Here is a 14,448-nt window from a genome sequence, read left to right as displayed (position 1 = left end):
ATGCAAATTTCCTGACGAGACTCCCATGCGCAGCCTGTCCCTGACCCGCTCTCTTATCCTCGCCTCGACGTTTGCCGTCGGACTCGTCCATGCTGCTCCTCGCAAGGAATTGCCGCCGATACCCACTGAAGCGCTTCAGGCCGTCCGGGTGGCGCAGCATGGCCGCGACGATGTCTTGGCAAGTTCGCTTGAGCGCCATCTTCAAGAAACTCGCGCGCTGGCTTTCAGAGGCGAAAGGACCGGGGCTCAGTTGCAATCGGGCGATGCCAAGAGCGGCCACGATGATGGCGAACTCACCAGCCGGCGTTCCGAAGCCGCCGCCAAGCGTCAGGAGATTCGCGGCTTGCGCGACGAAGTCCTGAGCCGGATCGATGCCTCGGCGCAGGCTGCGGAAGGACGCGGTGCCAAGCGGGCCGCTGCAGAAGCTCGTGATCTGCGGCGCCAACTGGTGAGCCGTTTCGACGCCCTGGACGGCGATCTGGGTTCTCTGGAAAAAGCAGATCGCGGCACGCTTGGCGCTCGCTCGCGGCAAGCCGCCCAACGAATTGATTCATGGCTGTCGGCCCGACCGGTCGCGCCGCTACCAGGCCCGAACTGGAAGCAGAGTGAGCCGCAGCCGACGAAAACTCTGCCGGCTGCGACCGAAGCGCCCCGTTTTGTCGGTGACACTCTGTGGCTGTTGCGTCACCACTACGCCTCCGCCGGCGGATTGATGCAGGTTGCCCTCCGATCCACGCCTTCCGAGGCCAGTGCCTGCGGCTACACAGCGGCCGACTTGGCTGATACGCCGGAGGCGCCGAAGAGCCATGCCGACATCCTGGCTCTGGCCAAGGAACTTGACTACAACCCAGTTCGCATCTTCGCTTGGGTCAATCAGAACGTCGTCTATGAACCTTATTTCGGCTCCCTGAAAGGCGGAGTTTCCACCTTGTGGGCCAAGGCCGGCGGCGCGACCGACCAGGCCAGCCTGTTGATTGCCTTGCTGCGGGCTTCCAACGTGCCGGCTCGTTATGTCCGTGGCACCGTGCAAGTCGTCGACAGTACGCCAAAAGGTGCCGACGGACGCGGCCCGCGCTGGATAGGTGGCAAGACCTATCAGGGGGCCGCGAAAATCCTCTCGGCCAATGGCAATCCTTCAGCCAGCTATGGCACGAACAGCATTGGCTTGGCTCATGTCTGGGTCGAAGCCTGCTTGCCCTATAGCGCCTATCGCGGTGCTGCCCTCGACGATTCCGGTCATCGCTGGGTGCCGCTTGACGCCTCCTACAAGGATCATCGCTACCAGGCGGGCATCGCAGTCGATAGCAACTTCGATTTCGACTACACCGGCTGGCTGGCCAGTCGTATTGATGTTCAGGGCCGTTATCGCCTGCCGCAGGAGAATTTTGCTGACCAAGTCGAGGCCCATGCCCGGACCAAGGCGCCCAACTACGCCAACAACACGCTCGAAGACGTTCCCTACAAGAGCGAAATCAAGCGTACTAATTTTGACATTCTGCCCATCGTCCCGCCCTATGAAGTCGTCAGCTACGATAGTTGGAGCGGCGTAGCTGGCGAGTCGGCGGAAACCGCCGCCTTGCCGGACCGCCACCGTTACCGTCTGCAAGTCTCGGTCCGCAACAAGAGCGGTACCACCCCGGAGAACTTCACCGGCAATCTGCTGGCCCAGAAAACCCTCAATCTGGCCGATCTCGCCACATCGCGCCTGACCCTGGCTTTCCGGGGCGCCACGGCCGGCGATCAGACGGCGTACGACACCTGGCTGAACAGCGTTGATCCCTCGCTGGCACCAACCTGTGCCGCCACCGCCAATGTCGTACCGGTGCTGCGTCTGGATGGGGTCGAACAGACCAAGGACGCGGGCAGCGGAAGCACTACTCTGTGCTCCTCGGATAATGTGCTGCAGCTTTCGGTGACCGTCGCAGAATTGGCGAACAATGCCGGCGTGGTCAGTTCGACCAAGTATGCCAACATCGCCGCCGCCAGCCTGCAAGCCCTGCATGCCAACGCCTGGCATACCTCCGATGCTTATTTGGCCAAGCGCACTGAGAAGCTCCTGGCCGCGGTAAGCGCCAATAGCAATCCCAATGCCTCCGAAACCGCGCGCGATGCCATTGAAGGCGAATTCCTCAATCTCACCGCTTCGAAATACAGCCGCTATGTCGTCGATGCCAATCGCGAGGTTGGGCGCCAGTTCGGCGAGTCGGGCACCAGCGGTATCAGCCTTGGCCTGACTTCGGCCCAGGTCAAGGTCAATTACCTGTTCGACCTGCCTTATGGCCTCTTTCGCAAGGGCTTCCTCGTCGACTGGCCGGGTAGCCTCTCCAGCAGTAGCAAGCTGGACGGTAGCACCGGTGATTTTCGCGCCTTCAAGCTCGGCGGCTTTGCTGGTTCTGCCTATGAAGCCTTCATCTGGCAGGAAACGGCCAATCTCGATGCGGTTTCGACCACCCGTGGCATGCAGTTTGCCAAGGAACAAGGCATCGAAATTCTGCAAATCAACAATGCAACGGAGTGGGCCGCCCAGAAAAGCAAGCTGACCAGCAATGCCAACAGCGCCCTCAATTACACGGCTTCGCATGTCGCCCAGATCGAGACGGCCTACGTCAATGCCGGCTTCAAGCTGACCATTCCCCGTAGTCTGATCCAGTATCCCGACAGCACGGGCTGGAAGGGCGCCGCTTTCTATACCGAAAACTTTACCTCCAACCCGGCGCAAGCGGGTTTCCCGATCAGCGCCTACAGCGGCGGCGTCACCGTCGAACCTTCCTCCGGTCCGGCTACCTCGGGCGACGGCAGCACGACCTACGGCGGCAGCGGTGTCGGCACCTCGGTCGGGGATATTTACAACATCGACACAGGCAGCGGCATCATCGCCGATATCAACGCTACCATCGCTGCCTGGAGCGAAGGGCGCAATTCCTTCCAGTCCGCCAACGGCAGTTGCGCGGCTGGCGCTACCTGCTCCGGCGACCCGGTCAACATGGTCACCGGCAATCTGGTCCACAACGAACGCGACATTGCCATCAAGGGTCGTGGCGGCCTGCCCATCGTTTTCGAGCGCTGGTACAACAGCAACGGTGCCAAGGATGGTCCGCTCGGCTACGGCTGGACGCACAGCTTCAACCAGTTCATCCGCTTCTACGGCGTCGAAGGCGGTGTCGCCAAACTTGGCTGGAACGACGGCACCGGCGGCGAACGCTTCTTCTCGACCAGCGGTCACAGCAGCGGCAACATCAACGTCGGCGCCAGCATCAGCGCCTCGGCCGGCATCTACGCCACAGTCGAACGTCTGGCCAACGGTACCTACCGGATTACCGAACGATCGGGGATGAAATACGTCTTCGAGAGCGTGAACGGCAGCGCCACCGACACCCTCCAGAAAGCCCGGTTGCTCTCGATCAGCGACAAAAACGGCAACACCCTGACGCTCGCCTACAACGCCACTTGTGGCAACAACCTGTGCACCGTCACTGACGGACTGAGCCGGGCACTGACCTTTACCTATGTTGGCAGCCGCATCAGCCAGATCAGCGACTGGTCCGGCCGCACTTGGCAATACACGGTGGACGGCAATGGCGACCTGACCACCTTCAAGAACCCGCTGGCTGTCACCGGCAGCCAACCCGCCGTCACCTACCAGTACTACACCGCTGCCGATGGCGTAAAGCTTGCCCACGCCATGAAGCAATACCAGTTGCCACGCGGCAACGGCATGCGCTTCGAGTACTACGCCAACGGTCGCGTCTTCCGTCACACCCCGTTCGCCAATGGCGGCGAACTGCAGACGGCCTCCGCCACCACCTTCAACTGGGCCGAATTCCGCCGCGAAGCCAAACAAGTCGACGGCCAGGGCAATGTCCGTACCTTCCTCTTTGACAAATACGGCAACCCGATCTCGATCACCGATGAAGCCGGCGCCGAAACCTCCTATAGCTACGACCAGACCACCGGCCGCACCCACCTGCGTCTCTCGAAGACCGCCGCCAATGGGCAGACCACCCAGTACGCCTACGATAGCCTCGGCAACCTGACCGACGTCACCCTGCCCAGCAGCAAGACGCTGCAATACCGTGACCACACCGCCCTCGGCCAGCCGCAACGGCTCAAGGACGCGGCCAACAACTGGACGCTCAACCGCTACGATACCGCCGGCAATCTGACCGACAGCATCCAGCTCAAGGCCGGCATCGTCCCTGTCGCCAATACTGCACCGGCTGCCGCCAACATCGTCGCCTGGACCCAATACCAGGGCGACAGCCTCGGCAATCCAAAACTGGTCCGCCGGCTGCGTGATTGGAACGCCGCCACACTGGGCAACCCGACCAGCGGCGTCGGCCCCAGTCTTGAAAGTGCCTACGATACCAACCAGCTCAACGTCAGCAGCCTGACCCGTAAGGGCGACAAGGACGGCACGCCGGGTTCGCTCGAAAGCGACATCTTCACGGATTTCAGCTACGACAGCCTCGGTCGCCAGAAGCGCGGCCCCGACGCCGCCTGGTACGCCGCCGACAGCGACTACGACAGCCTCGACCGCCCGATCAAATCCCCCGACGGCCGCGGCAACACCTGGGCCTCCACCTACGACGCCAACGGCAACCCGATCAACGTCGGCCTCACCATCGGCGGCGCCTACCTCGACGGCCACTACGCCACCTGGGACGACCTCGACCGGCTGGAACGTCAGGTCGACTACGCCGGCAACGCCACCCTCAATCGCTACAACCCTCTCGGTCACCTGATCGCCACCACCGGTGCCGACGGCTACACCCTGGGCTTTGACCGCGACCCCCTGGGCCGCATCACCGGCGCCTACAACGAAGAAGGCCACCGCGTCAGCTTCAATCTCGATGTCGACGGCCGGCCCAGAAGCCTGACCGACCCCAATGGACTGACCACCAGTTACGACTACTACGACAGCAACCAGGACGGCCAACTCAAACGCAGCAGCTTGCCCGGCATCACCGGCCAGACCCAGAGCCGCGCCGTCGAGATCGCCCAGTACGACGGGGCCGGGCGTCCGACCCGGATCAACGCCATCGCCGCCGATGGCACGATCCGCGACAGTTACCGCTACTACGACGAACTCGGCAGATTGACCCGCGCTGTCGGCCCAATGGTCTCCACGACCGATACCACCCGCCCGGTCAGCTGCACCGTCTACACCGCGCTGGGCAATGTCGCCGAAATCTGGGCCGGCAGTACCACCGACACCAGCAGTGCCACCTGCACGCTGGACGGCGTGAACGTCAAGAAACAACTCAGCGCCACCTACGACGACTTCGGCCGCAAGCTCTCCCAGACCGATCAACTCGGCAAAGTCTGGAAATGGACCTGGAACGTCCACGGCGAACTGCTGACTAGCCAGACGCCGGTTCAAGCCGCCGCTGGGCAAACGACCACCTACGCCTACGGGGCGAAGGGCGGTAGTGGTGAAACACAAGGCCAACTGAAAAGCCGCACTGTCCCCGGCGCACAGACCGCCAGCTACACCCGCAACCCGCTGGGTCAAGTCACCCGAGCCGAAACCAAGGACGGATCGAGCCAGACCGTCGTTGCCTACGACTACAGCTACGACAGTGCGCATCGTCTGCAAACCGTCACCGACAGCCGGGCCGGCAAGAGCCTGAGCTACACCTGGACCCCGGGTGGACGGCTGGCCCGGGTCGTCGACAGCGATGGCCACAGCACCAGCTTTGCCTACGACGGCGTCGGCCGGATCAGCAGCCTGACCGCGCCCAATGGCGAGAACGTCAGTTTCGTCTGGGATGCCGGCGGTAGATTGGTCGAGAAACGCCTGAACTCCGGCCTGCGCACCACGCAAAGCTGGTTCGAAGATGGCAGCCTCAAGCAGAAAACCAACCTGTTCAGCGCCAGCACGCTCTCCGGCCATGTCTACACCCTCGATAGTCAGGGCAGACGCGCCACCCACGCCGAAACCATCAACGGCAGCGTCAAGAACTGGACCTACGGCTACGACAATCTCGACCGTTTGACCAGCAGCAGCGACGGCACGGCGGAGACCACCAGCTACGACATCTATGGCAACCGGCGGACGAAGAGCAATGCCGGTGGCACCACGGCCTATCTCTACGATCTGGCGCACCAACTCAGCGAGATTCGCCAGACCAATGACACGGGCACCTTGATTGGCGGTGCGGTGCATGATGCCGACGGGCATCTGACCAAGCTCTGTGAAGGCACGAGCGCGACCAAATCGGCGACCGACTGCACGAGTAGCGGCACCGGTGCCACGACGCTCGCCCTGGCCTGGAATGCGCTCGATCACTTGCTGACGGCCACCCGCACTGGCGCCAATGCCGTGGCCGAGAGCTATGCCTACGATGACAGCGGCAGAAGGCTGAAGAAGACCAGTGCCGGCGCGACGACGCATTACGGCTACGACGGCGACGACATCCATGCCGAGTGGGCGACCACGCTCGCCGGCATGCCGGCGGCGGTCTACGCGCATGGCGTCGGTGCGGATGAACCGCTACTACGTCTGACCGGCAGCACCAGCAGCCCGGCGGCGGTGCAGACGGCTTATCTGCAGGATGGACTGGGCAGCGTGATTGCTACGGTCAACAGCGCTGGAAGCCTGATTTCAAGCCAGCGCTTCGATGCCTGGGGGAACAAGGGCACGACCACTGGCACGACACCGATCTATGGCTTTACGGGAAGAGAACCGGACCAAACCGGGCTGACCTATTTCCGGGCGAGGTATCAGCATCCGGGGATCGGGCGATTCCTCTCACGCGATCCGGCCGGGATGGCGGATGCGGTGAGTCCGTATGCTTATGTAAGGAATTCGCCGACGAACTTGATTGACCCGATGGGCTTCTTGGCCACCGATCCGGTCAAACTGGCTGATCTGTCGGGGCTGGCAAGCTATTGGGGTGCAGCTGGTGAAACGATTGCCGACTTCCTTCCAGAAGGTGCGCCAATCGTTACCATCGGCAAGGCGATGGGCGGAGTCGGAGCCTATATTTCCGGCGAAATGACCGGCAATCAGTCTTTGAAAGACGCCGCGTTGCAAGGCCTGGCCGACACCAGCCAAGAAAATACCAATGCGCTGATCTTACTGGGAACAATGGGGCGCGGTGGTGCGAAGACCTTTCAGACCTATACCCGAACCAATCCAACTACCGGGGAAGTGTATTCGGGACGGACAAGTGGAACAGGAACGCCTCAGAGAAACGTGGATGCGCGCAATGCGAGTTCGCCACTCAACAATCAAGGTTTCAATGATCCAGTTCTGGATCGCTCTTCTTCCAATGCTGCTGCAATCCGTGGTCGCGAGCAGCAGTTGATCGAGCAGAATGGTGGCGCTCAATCCCAGGGCGGCACCTCAGCCAATAAGATCAACGGCGTCTCGCCAAGCAACCCGAATTTGCAGAATTACCTTGACAAGGCGCTGCAGGAATTTGGTAAGTTGTTCGGACTATGAGCAAACCGCGCAGAAGCAAGTACCGCCTGCTGGAAGGCGACATCGTCCGCATCGATCTCGGTGAGGGCTGGTTTAGCTTCGGCCGAAAATTGCTGGCTTCGGTGTGGGCCTTCTACGATTTCCGCAGCCGCGATGAGATAGCGCCTGAGGAAATTGTCAGACAGCCCGTACTGTTCAAGGTCTGGGCGGGGGAAAGGGCCGGGCTTGAGAAGGGCACTTGGAAGCTATTGGGGCACATTCCACTCACAGATGAAGAATGCAAGCCTGTGCCCTTCTTCAAGCAGGATATTCTTGATCCAACCCATATTGCCATCTACATGAGCGATAGCCTTGGTCTTGACAGCGAGAAGGAAGAGATTCCCGCTACTTGGGAAGAGATACAGGGGTTGGAGAACGTAATGGTTTGGTCTTCTCATGTTGATGACCGCCTCCGTGATCATTTCGCAGGTCGGCCGTGCAAGTGGATACAAGCGCCAAAGCAACCTAAGGCTCCAACGGGGGCTTCGGTTCACTGACTGAAATTTCTCTTCAATATCTCAAAAATGATGAAAGATTTCTTTGGGTTCTGATCATGGATGACTCCCTTTCTCAGCAGCAACATGAAGTTTGTCAAAAATTCGGAGCACCGTTTTATGGTTGTGACCTCAACCTCAAGGTTGGGATATCCCGAAACGTTAAAAATGGTGAGTGGCCGATTCATGCTCTACGAAGCAAGCCCGAGCATGGTACGAGCGGTTGGTACATCTGGGCCGGAGATTATTCCGAAGCCCCGGATTTCTTTGTTCCCTTGCATGGAATTCACTTGGAACAATGGACCCCAATAGTTATGCCATATTTGGCCCTTGGTCCCGGGTGGCGGCTCTTGCTGGCACCAGATTGTGAAGACGTTTGGGAAGACATTGAACTCAAACAACGATCTACTTAGCATTGTGACTGCTCGATTTTGGTAAGTTGTTCGGACTATGAGCAAACCGCGCAGAAGCAAGTACCGCCTGCTGGAAGGCGACATCGTCCGCATCGATCTCGGTGAGGGCTGGTTTAGCTTCGGCCGAAAATTGCTGGCTTCGGTGTGGGCCTTCTACGATTTCCGCAGCCGCGATGAGATAGCGCCTGAGGAAATTGTCAGACAGCCCGTACTGTTCAAGGTCTGGGCTGGAGAAAGGGCTGGACTTGAGAAGGGTGCTTGGAAACTGCTGGGGCACATCCCACTCACAGATGAAGAACGCCAGCCAGTGCCTTTCTTTAAGCAGGATATTCTTGATCCGACCCATATCGCCATCTACATGAGCGATAGCCTTGGACTTGATAGTGAGAAGGAAGAAATTCCCGCTACTTGGGAAGAGATACAGGGGTTGGAGGACATGGGCGTTTGGTATACGCCATATGTCGAAGATCGCCTCCGTGATCATTTCGCAGGTCGGCCGTGTAAGTGGGTACAGGGGCCAAAGCCACCGAAGATACCCACAGGAGCGGCTGTTCACTGACTGGTGCACCGCAGCATCAGTTGGATAAAAATGGGCCATGCTTGAAAATGAACGAATCGTTCGACCAGTTCCTCAGCCGCACCAATCGGCCCCAGAAACCCCTGCCGGCATGGGTATCTGCGCTGGTGTTCATCTCCGTGTTTTTCATCCTGCAGATGAGTTATGACGCTTGCCGGGGAAGTGATTTCGAGCATTTCATCCTAGGTGATCTAACCGTTGCCCCCACGGCCGCAGTGATCAATCTTCTGACCCCTGCAGTAAACGTCAAAGCGCTGGGCAACCAGTTGATAGCACCCGGTGGCGGCATTACCGTTCTCAAGGGCTGCGAGGGAACCGAGATCATGTTCATGCTGTTGGCGGCTTTTGCCGCCGTCGTCATGCCCTGGCGGCGCCGGCTGAGCGGACTGGGGTTCGGCATCCTGCTGGTGTTCTGTCTCAATCAGATGCGGTTGTTGCTGTTGTTTTATGTCTATCGCAGCGAGCCGTCTCTGTTCAATCTCTTGCATGGGGCTGTGACACCCATCGTGCTCGTCCTCTGCGTCGCGCTCTATGCTCTTTACTGGATGGGCGATAGTCGTGAGGAAGCTCAGCCAAATGCGTCAACAAGTCCGTAGTTTTACAATCCGGCTCGTCATCCTGGTCGCGATACTGCTGACGCTGGGTCGCGTCTATGGCTCGACCATCGTTACCCCCATGCTCCCGGCGCTCATCTGGGTGATTCAGGCGGTTGATGACCGCCTTCGGGTGGATCACGCGATCATTGTTAACCGGTCGGCGGATACCGTTATCCAATTGAAGGTGACGCCGATCCGCATGCTGTTCCTCGGTGATCGCTTGCTGATGCCAGATGCCAAGCTTCATTTTGACCCGACCACACTGCTTGGCAGCGTGCTGCAACCGGTTATCCTCCTGCTAGCGATCATTTTGGCCTGGCCAGCTGCTCGCCTGCGGGCATTGCCAGCGCGACTGCTTGTCGCGGTACCGATGGTTGTTCTCCTCCTGGTCATCAATGTCCCGCTGGGTTTTGTCGGCGTGATGCAAGATTTTCGGGAGTTCATTCCGGCAGCCCCGGTTACCCCGATGGTTTACTGGAACGATTTCTTGCAGACCGGTGGCCCGTTGGCGCTGGCGATTGCGGCGGGCATTCTCGTGGTGTCGGCGGCAGATCGATGGATGCGTGTGCTTGTGGGATCGAAGGCCGGTACGGGCCTTCGCATTGGGAAGCGACATGTTTCCTGACCGCATGCGCGCCAGATTACAAGTAGCGCCTTACGCCACGAGGTAAGCCTTGTCAGCCACATCCATTTTGTGCAAATGCTCGTTGAGGTAGCTCAGGGAGAACGTCTGTAGAGCAGTGCTATTTAATTCGCCTGCCGCTGCGGCATACAAGAGGTCGGCCATTTTTTCCAGGTAGGAAATGTGCGCTAATTTGTGGGCTGTCAGATTAGGGCACCGGTTTTTCTCCAGCATTGATTCTTCAAAGGCGAAATGCTGTTCGAGAAGTGCCGCCAGGTCATTCAGAATGAGGTGAAACTCGCTTCGCCCTTCGCGAGTAACGGTCGAGGCACATCGAGCCGCTCGGCTACAGAGCGCAATAACGTGCCGATGCCTGTCGTCAAGTTGAGCGTTACCGACGCGAAGGCTCTCTGACCACCCTGGTATTTTATACATACAACATATGTTTTTTGGTTTTTCAGGCGAATTGTATCGCTTTGGGATGGTGCTTCGCTTTAATGCAGTTCAAATCTGGCTGAGCAACGGGTGCCGTTGGTTTGCGGAATCGTTTCTCAAATGATGTTTTATTCACTCGAAAAACAGCATCTCAAACCAAAAAATATGTGCGTTGAACAACAGAGGACCGAAGTCCCCTGTTGAATTCGCATCAGTTACAGTTCCTCAAATCCTGCATCTGTAGCTCACTCTTTTTTGCCCAACCGACAAACTTCCCGCTTTCAGCAACCTTCAATCCAACGTACTTGTCGGCCGACTGAGTAACGGTGTACCCAATGTATTCAGACACCGCTCCCGCCTTGCTAGCACCGCTCTGATCGACATAGGCACTCACACCTGGCTTGGCCGCAACCACGCACTGACCTGACCATTTGTCCTGGACAGGCGCAGGCGCGGCGACCGCCGCAGGCTTGCTGGTATTCATATAGCTCAGCGTCAGTTGGGCAACATACGTATTGAATTCCGACATGGTGTCATTGGAGCATTTCCAGTTGGAACACGATGCCGTCTTACGATCGATGTACTGCGCCTTGGCTTGCAGTTCAGCGAACTTCTCCTGCATGAACTTCGGGTTCTGCTTCAGGTTGTTGATCTGACGTTGAATGTTGTTCAGCATTTCAAACGTGCAGTTTTCAGCGTTCCAGTTACAAGCCTGGGCTGCCGTGACAGATAGCAGGCCACACAGGGCAGCTAACAGATGTTTCATGGGTAGTACTCCTAGAGTCGAATGCGCTACATTCGGGGTTACTTCATGTATTTGACGGTGACCGTGCCGGCCAATTTGTTTTTGCCGATTTCGTAGTCCGGATTGATGGTCGCCAAGTTATGGGCAGCCATCCCGATACCTGCCATCCAAGACAACGGCGCCGTTGGCGCAAGGAATGATCCGAGTAACGACGTAGCCCGATACTCGGTAAAGATGCGGCAGCGCAACCCGCCTTTCTCGATCCGGCCTTCGATTTTCTCGACGGTGGAACCGATGTTGGAAACGGCTACAACCTGAAACGATTCGCGACGCATAACAAGCGTATCGAGCTTTTCAAGCGTCAGTTCGTCGGCCGTAAATTTCTGAATGTCTATCGACATGATGATGTCCTTGAGGTTGTCAGTAACGTGTTCGGCTAGATAGTCCGATTACTGCGCTTGGATTTCGCTGGCCAGCCTGCCCTGATGCTTCATCCATTTCCCGTAAGCTGAAACGGCGAGCACCGAAAGGGCACCAGCCACGAAAGTAATGGCGAACGAGGCCAGGGTTTCAAGTGGGGATGTAGGGTTCATCGAGGTGCTCTTTCAAAAAAATCTGGCAAGAAATCCATACCGGAAGGGTGTGTTCCAACTGAACTGCAATGGAAATCTGCTGGCATAAACGAAAACGATACTAAGTAATCCTTAGTATCGTGTCAATTGAGAAACTAAGAGTCTCTTAGGTCTTGAATGGACCGAGAGACCGATGCCGGATTCGACCTATTTTTCACGACGCCTGCGTGAAGCGCGACAGAGAATCGGCTTGTCTCAAAAAGCACTCGGCGTAAAAGCAGGAATCGACCCATTCAGCGCCAGCCCCAGGATGAACCAATATGAGAAAGGAAAGCACTTACCTGACCTTCTCATGATGGAACACCTGGCGAATGCAACTGGCGTCCCCGTCGCTTATTTCTTTGCTCAAAATGACTGTCTCGCGGAACTGCTGCTGCTATGGAGCGAGATGGATGAAGCCAAGCGTTCAGAACTACTCATCGCGGCGAAAAACCTAGTGGGCTTGTAGCCGCCCCTCAAGCTTCTCGGCCAGACTCTGCGAAGCAGGCATACAGGATTTATCAACAGCGCCAGGTTGTTCGGGAATTCCTCTGTCGGTTGGAAAGAACTCCTCAACCACCTCGTCACCTTCATCCTCGCTGTCCTCAAACGCACCATTGCTGAGACCTTGACGCGCAGCCACTTCCAGTGCCACTTGGTCGAAACCAGCCGCCTGACGCACTTCGTCAATCCGCTTGGCCTCCAGCAAGGCATCCTCCAGAGCAACACCGGTTCGCACGGTGAGATCGACGTAATAGATCGGTGTTCCATGACTCTGCCGTGTCGACTTGCCTCGTAGCCGAAGCTCCAAGGGCAAACAGGAAAGCCGATTCCCAGAGATAGCCTGGAAGTACTGCAGCCTCGCGGCCAGCGTACGGATGCTGTTGAACCCCGTCGTGCGGAAGACAAAACTACCTAGTGGATCGTCATCGCCGATACTGACGTTGAGCCGGCCATAGGGCTTACATGCACCACCTTTAGCCAATGGACAGCCATCCGGTGATGGGCAAGGAAGAGACTTGATGCCTTCCTCGGATTGGCGCTTGCAGGTTTCTCCATTGCCAACGCACAAAGGCCGACCAGTATCACGATTAAACAGACTGTACTCAGCCCTGAAGTTGAGATCGGGATCGTTGAAGAGCAGCCGAATCGGAATACTCCGGGTTTTTCCACCCTGCTCCTTTCGGAAACCCTCATCGAACGGATGGGGCAACCAACCATCCTTGCTTTGCACCTGAGAGGTGATGGTGAATTGATCATCTTTTTCCGGCAGACGCTTGCCTGCCTTCTCGACGACCTTGCCAATGGAAATTCTGCCCAATACTGGTGGTGTGATGGCGAGACCTTTAAGCATGGTGACGTGCTCCTATGAACAAAAAAAGAATGCCCACACCGCACCGGATTGTTCCGGTGACGGTATGGGCAATGCGGGTTGAGATTCAAACGATGAGAAAGCGCCGGCTACCGGGTTTGGTCGCGGCATAGCGTTGTTGTAGTTCCGGTTGGTCCTTGAGCAGACGGGTCATATCCATGACTACGCTGTCCTTGGATTTTTTCCAGGTCACGCTGCCGGTTTCAAAGTCAGCCCGACTGGCCTCGCCCATGGCTTGCTGCAGGGTTTGCTTCAGTTGGGCTTCGAGCTTTTCCTGTTCGGCAATCGACTGGCGCACGGCTACCAGATCGGCAAAGCAGGCTGACAGATTGCGTTCATCCTTGAAGTCCACGGTTTGGCCTTTGTCTTCGGGATAGAGGCAACGCAAGGCGGTATCAGCCGAATCGGAGCCATCGGCCGGTGGTGGCGTATCGGTCTCGACGAAGTGCCAGAATTGCCTCTCCAGTTCGATCAGGCGAGCGATCAGGGTTTCGTCACGCTCGATACGATGGATTTCCAGATGTTGTCCACCCAGCAACACTGCGACATCGGCAGCCTGCTTGCCGGTGACTGCCAACTGGTGATGCACCTGCAGTTGAACATACTCGGGTACGCCTTCCTTCCAGAGACGAGCGCCATTGATGCCAGCCGTTTTGCATTCAAGTATCTGGACATCCGGTGCGCCCGTGACTTCTCGGTCGATATTGGCCAGCATCCAGGGCAGACTCGGATCGGGATGCTGCAACACTGCGTTGATGCGCCGTACCCGATTGCCAGTACGCCGGGTGTAGTGTGCAGCAACGATCGGCTCTAAGACATTCCCCCAAAACATAGGGCTCTCTTCGTCGTGCGGATCGGCCTTGGGCAATCCACCATCACGGCCCGTTTTAATGAGCCACAGTTCCAGTGGCGACTGATAGGGATTAAGGCCAATCGACGTAGCAGCGTCGCTGCTGCCGATACCTTGCTTGCGAACGGCCAGCCAATCTTCTCGGGGGAGTTCTTTTGTCTTGACCAGACGGAGTGCCGGACGCGGTTTGGCGGTCGGGAGAGTGGAATTTGCTTCGGGTTGCATGTTCTACCTTTCAGAACGAAAAATACCCAGTCAGCCGAAGCTG

The 14,448-nt window shown here is 57.9% G+C and carries 13 protein-coding genes; 7 read left to right on the top strand and 6 right to left on the bottom strand.

Annotated elements, in window-relative coordinates:
• The first annotated feature begins 25 nt into the window (after positions 1–25).
• The 6 genes from KI617_RS15060 to KI617_RS15040 are packed head-to-tail and all read left to right on the top strand — an operon-like array spanning position 26 to position 10,170.
• A complete protein-coding gene (locus KI617_RS15060) occupies positions 26–7,447 on the top strand; it encodes an RHS repeat-associated core domain-containing protein (protein WP_226447618.1) in 7,422 nt (2,473 codons plus the stop codon).
• Positions 7,444–7,962: an immunity 26/phosphotriesterase HocA family protein gene (locus KI617_RS15055; RefSeq protein WP_226447616.1), complete on the top strand. Its 519-nt coding sequence runs from the start codon at positions 7,444–7,446 to the stop codon at positions 7,960–7,962. The genes KI617_RS15060 and KI617_RS15055 overlap by 4 nt, the downstream gene beginning before the upstream one ends.
• 56 nt (positions 7,963–8,018) lie before the next feature.
• Positions 8,019–8,372, top strand: coding sequence for an immunity protein Imm33 domain-containing protein (locus tag KI617_RS20595; protein ID WP_455550759.1), 354 nt, complete (start codon positions 8,019–8,021; stop codon positions 8,370–8,372).
• Between the two features lie 37 nt (positions 8,373–8,409).
• Entirely contained in the window at positions 8,410–8,931 is a 522-nt protein-coding gene (locus KI617_RS15050; protein ID WP_226447614.1) for an immunity 26/phosphotriesterase HocA family protein, read from the top strand.
• 47 nt (positions 8,932–8,978) lie between these two features.
• Positions 8,979–9,545, top strand: coding sequence for an archaeosortase/exosortase family protein (locus tag KI617_RS15045; protein WP_226447612.1), 567 nt, complete (start codon positions 8,979–8,981; stop codon positions 9,543–9,545).
• On the top strand, positions 9,526–10,170 hold the full coding sequence (locus tag KI617_RS15040) for a hypothetical protein (protein WP_226447610.1): 645 nt from the start codon (positions 9,526–9,528) through the stop codon (positions 10,168–10,170). The genes KI617_RS15045 and KI617_RS15040 overlap by 20 nt, the downstream gene beginning before the upstream one ends.
• Before the next feature lie 30 nt (positions 10,171–10,200).
• On the opposite strand, the gene KI617_RS15035 is transcribed toward KI617_RS15040, so the two are convergent.
• The 4 genes from KI617_RS15035 to KI617_RS15020 form a co-directional block, all read right to left on the bottom strand.
• Complete coding sequence (locus KI617_RS15035) at positions 10,201–10,602, bottom strand: bacteriohemerythrin (RefSeq protein WP_226447608.1); 402 nt, start codon at positions 10,600–10,602, stop codon at positions 10,201–10,203.
• 211 nt (positions 10,603–10,813) lie between these two features.
• Positions 10,814–11,368 carry a hypothetical protein gene (locus KI617_RS15030; RefSeq protein ID WP_226447606.1) on the bottom strand — a complete coding sequence of 185 codons (555 nt, stop codon included), beginning with the start codon at positions 11,366–11,368 and terminating at the stop codon, positions 10,814–10,816.
• Positions 11,369–11,406: 38 nt separating this feature from the next.
• Positions 11,407–11,748 carry a hypothetical protein gene (locus tag KI617_RS15025; protein ID WP_226447604.1) on the bottom strand — a complete coding sequence of 114 codons (342 nt, stop codon included), beginning with the start codon at positions 11,746–11,748 and terminating at the stop codon, positions 11,407–11,409.
• Between the two features lie 48 nt (positions 11,749–11,796).
• A complete protein-coding gene (locus KI617_RS15020; RefSeq protein WP_226447602.1) occupies positions 11,797–11,940 on the bottom strand; it encodes a hypothetical protein in 144 nt (47 codons plus the stop codon).
• Between the two features lie 172 nt (positions 11,941–12,112).
• On the opposite strand from KI617_RS15020, the gene KI617_RS15015 reads away from it, so the two are divergent.
• On the top strand, positions 12,113–12,427 hold the full coding sequence (locus KI617_RS15015) for a helix-turn-helix domain-containing protein (RefSeq protein ID WP_226447600.1): 315 nt from the start codon (positions 12,113–12,115) through the stop codon (positions 12,425–12,427).
• Here the strand turns inward: KI617_RS15015 and KI617_RS15010 are convergent.
• A complete protein-coding gene (locus KI617_RS15010) occupies positions 12,413–13,312 on the bottom strand; it encodes a recombination directionality factor (protein ID WP_226447598.1) in 900 nt (299 codons plus the stop codon). The two genes, KI617_RS15015 and KI617_RS15010, sit on opposite strands and share 15 nt — an antisense overlap.
• A gap of 85 nt (positions 13,313–13,397) precedes the next feature.
• Entirely contained in the window at positions 13,398–14,405 is a 1,008-nt protein-coding gene (locus KI617_RS15005; RefSeq protein WP_226447597.1) for a YqaJ viral recombinase family nuclease, read from the bottom strand.
• Positions 14,406–14,448: the final 43 nt, after the last annotated feature.

The sequence above is a fragment of the Ferribacterium limneticum genome, from assembly GCF_020510625.1.
Lineage (GTDB): Bacteria > Pseudomonadota > Gammaproteobacteria > Burkholderiales > Rhodocyclaceae > Azonexus > Azonexus limneticus_A.
This window is presented reverse-complemented; position numbering and strand designations above follow the sequence as displayed.

What these genes read in the sequence shown, in the direction of transcription:
- KI617_RS15005 (WP_226447597.1), bottom strand. Translation starts at nt 14,405, where the DNA reads ATGCAACCCGAAGCAAATTCCACTCTCCCGACCGCCAAACCGCGTCCG.
- KI617_RS15035 (WP_226447608.1), bottom strand. Translation starts at nt 10,602, where the DNA reads ATGTATAAAATACCAGGGTGGTCAGAGAGCCTTCGCGTCGGTAACGCT.
- KI617_RS20595 (WP_455550759.1), top strand. Translation starts at nt 8,019, where the DNA reads ATGGATGACTCCCTTTCTCAGCAGCAACATGAAGTTTGTCAAAAATTC.
- KI617_RS15015 (WP_226447600.1), top strand. Translation starts at nt 12,113, where the DNA reads ATGCCGGATTCGACCTATTTTTCACGACGCCTGCGTGAAGCGCGACAG.
- KI617_RS15045 (WP_226447612.1), top strand. Translation starts at nt 8,979, where the DNA reads ATGAACGAATCGTTCGACCAGTTCCTCAGCCGCACCAATCGGCCCCAG.
- KI617_RS15060 (WP_226447618.1), top strand. Translation starts at nt 26, where the DNA reads ATGCGCAGCCTGTCCCTGACCCGCTCTCTTATCCTCGCCTCGACGTTT.
- KI617_RS15020 (WP_226447602.1), bottom strand. Translation starts at nt 11,940, where the DNA reads ATGAACCCTACATCCCCACTTGAAACCCTGGCCTCGTTCGCCATTACT.
- KI617_RS15055 (WP_226447616.1), top strand. Translation starts at nt 7,444, where the DNA reads ATGAGCAAACCGCGCAGAAGCAAGTACCGCCTGCTGGAAGGCGACATC.
- KI617_RS15030 (WP_226447606.1), bottom strand. Translation starts at nt 11,368, where the DNA reads ATGAAACATCTGTTAGCTGCCCTGTGTGGCCTGCTATCTGTCACGGCA.
- KI617_RS15040 (WP_226447610.1), top strand. Translation starts at nt 9,526, where the DNA reads ATGCGTCAACAAGTCCGTAGTTTTACAATCCGGCTCGTCATCCTGGTC.
- KI617_RS15050 (WP_226447614.1), top strand. Translation starts at nt 8,410, where the DNA reads ATGAGCAAACCGCGCAGAAGCAAGTACCGCCTGCTGGAAGGCGACATC.
- KI617_RS15025 (WP_226447604.1), bottom strand. Translation starts at nt 11,748, where the DNA reads ATGTCGATAGACATTCAGAAATTTACGGCCGACGAACTGACGCTTGAA.
- KI617_RS15010 (WP_226447598.1), bottom strand. Translation starts at nt 13,312, where the DNA reads ATGCTTAAAGGTCTCGCCATCACACCACCAGTATTGGGCAGAATTTCC.